This is a genomic window from Brachybacterium sp. p3-SID1565, assembly GCF_025143785.1.
In the GTDB taxonomy this organism is placed as follows: Bacteria; Actinomycetota; Actinomycetes; order Actinomycetales; family Dermabacteraceae; genus Brachybacterium; species Brachybacterium epidermidis.
Genome location: NZ_JAMBDS010000095.1, coordinates 1 through 2,495, shown reverse-complemented (window position 1 = coordinate 2,495; position 2,495 = coordinate 1). Strand labels below are relative to the sequence as shown.

The 2,495-nt window shown below is 66.6% G+C and carries 1 protein-coding gene; it reads left to right on the top strand.

The window, feature by feature from the left end:
• A partial coding sequence (locus tag M4D54_RS13840) for a glycosyl transferase family 1 (protein WP_311199716.1) occupies positions 1-2,495 on the top strand: 2,495 nt, incomplete at its 5' end.

Below are 2,495 nucleotides of genomic sequence, written 5' to 3'. Positions count from 1 at the left end.
TGCGTGAGCGTTTTGGACGCCGCGCCCGCGAACGATTCGACGCCACATTCGCGACCCCTGCCGTCGAACAGCAGTATCGCGACTTCCTCGGCCCGCAGGGGAACATGCTCGATATCCCCGGCCTGTTCAGCGCGGAGGGCGGGGAGCCGATCGCCGCCGAGGCGATCACTCACGGCCTGCGCCGCCCCCAGGGACGACTGCTGCACAGGATCACTGTGGCCTCCCCGATCGAACTGCACGATGTGCGGATCGATGACGGTCACAGCGTGCGCGCGCCCCGGGTGCGCCGTGATGCGACCAGAACCGTCATCGAGTTCCCTGCGGGCGCGCCCTGCGTTGTTTCGTACACCACTGCGCCAGGCTCGCAGGACCGCCACTACCTCGCCAGCACCACACGTGGCCACGAGCTCGAGATCCTTGCGCACCTGCGGCGCGATGCTGACTACGGCGCTGGCCGGCCCGGCGTGGTGGAGACCCTGCGCCTGCCCTCCGGCGGATCCGGCGTGGCCCGTCCGATGCAGTCCCTCACCTACCTCGCTCGACGAGCGCCGGGGGACGTCCTCTGGAAGTCCCGCCAGATCATCGCCGCGTATGGCGCACGGCGCCGCGCTCACCGCGAGCTCTCCGCAGCTACGTCGGCGCAGTCCGACGCACCGCTGGAAGCACCGGGCCATGAGCATGAGGACATCGAGAGCCGTGAACGCGACAGCGCCGCCGGTGCGACGGTGAGCGCCGCGAGCGCCACGGCTGTGGAACCGGACAGCAGCTTCGACATGCCGACGACATTCCGAGATCGCGCTGCGCAACCCCGAGCCGAGGCGGCCCCGGATACGGCGGCACCGCGCACACCCACCGAGAGCGCGCAGACCGGCTATCTGCTCGATGCGGCCCCGGATGCGACGGAGGCGCTGCACGGGCAGAACGGGAGCGCTGCGTCCGGGCGTCTCAGCGCTGCCGTGGAGCAGGTCAGATCCGTGGGCACCTTCGCCGCTTCCTCGGCTGTCTCAGCGATGGCGCGCGCGGTGACCAAGCCGTCGGTGGGTGCGCATCGTGTGGTGGGTCGGCATCCGTGGTTTCCGGTGTCGGGTGGGGTGGATTCGTGTGGTGTGCCGGTGGGTGGTGCTGGTGGTGTTGAGGTGGTCAATGCTGGTGGGGCGGAGTGTCCGTCGGTTGTTGTGCGGGGTGAGTATGACTGGTTGGTGTTGAGGGATGGTGTGTCGCGGCGTCGTGTGGGGGCGCCGTGGTCGTATGGGGAGTTGTTTGAGGGGGTGTGTGCTGCGGAGCGTGATTTCGGGTTGTTCGATATCACGGGTCCGGGTGGGGTGCATGTGTGGGAGTTGGGGCGTTCGGCTCTGGTGATTCAGTTGGCGGAGGCTGCTGGGTTGTGGGGTGCGGCGTCTGCGGTGGCGGAGCCGGTGTCGGATGTGTATGTGGGTCCGAAGCGGTTGTCGTCGGCTCCGTCGGCGCGGCGGGTGGTGTTTGATTATGCGCGGCGTGGTCAGAGTGGGTATCGGACTGAGCGTTTTGTTGATGATGAGACGTTGTTTGTGGTGCAGCCGGATGCTGGGGGGTATCCGGGTGTGGAGGAGTCGGATCTGGTGTATCCGTTCGCGGAGTTTTTGGAGTGGAAGCGTGGGTGGCGTCGTCGGTGGGCGCATTTGAGGGTGCCGGAGGTGGATGCGCGTCCGTTTGAGGAGGCGTTGAGTCGGTCGTTGGGTGTGCGGGTTGATCTGGGTGATCATCTGCGGAATCGGTTGGCGAAGTTTTTGGCGGAGCGGGAGTTCTTCACGCCGGTGTTTGAGCGGGTGGCGCCGGAGGAGGTGTTGATCGCGTCAAGTCATTGGTGGGCTGGTATCGCGGCTGCTGCGGAGCGGTCTGGTGCGCGGGTGTCGGATGTGCAGTATGCGTTGACGAGTCGTTTTGCGCCGAGTTTCTGGTTCGGTGGGCGGCCGCATTATGGGGCGTCGAGGTTTTATGCGTGGTCGGATCTGTGGGCGGGTCGGACGAATGCGTGTGACGAGCATGTGGTGGTGCCGCGTGTGATGCCGGAGTTGCGGGCTGCGTTGGAGGGTCCGGGGCTGGATCCGGTGTGGGATGTGTGTGTGATCTCGCAGCCGCGGGTGTTGCGTCGGATTCTGGGGTTCGTGCGGGAGTTGGTGGTGGAGCGTCCGGAGTTGCGGGTGGTGGTGGCTCCGCATCCTGCGCAGCGGGGGATCATTGGTGGTGAGTTGGCGGCTGCTGGTGTGGAGTCGCGTGTGGAGGTTGCTGCGGAGGACACGTTGTCGGTGGTGCGGCGGTCGCGGATGGCGGTGGGGACGTTCTCGACGTCGTTGTGGGAGGCGGCAGCGTTGGGGTGTCCGACGTTCGTGATCGAGGTGCCGGGGTATGAGGAGACGTTGGAGGATGTGTCCTCGGGGTTGTTCCGGCTGGCGCGGTCGCCGCATGATCTGGTGCCGTTCGAGGTGCCGGAGTCTCGCCACCACATCTTCGAGTGA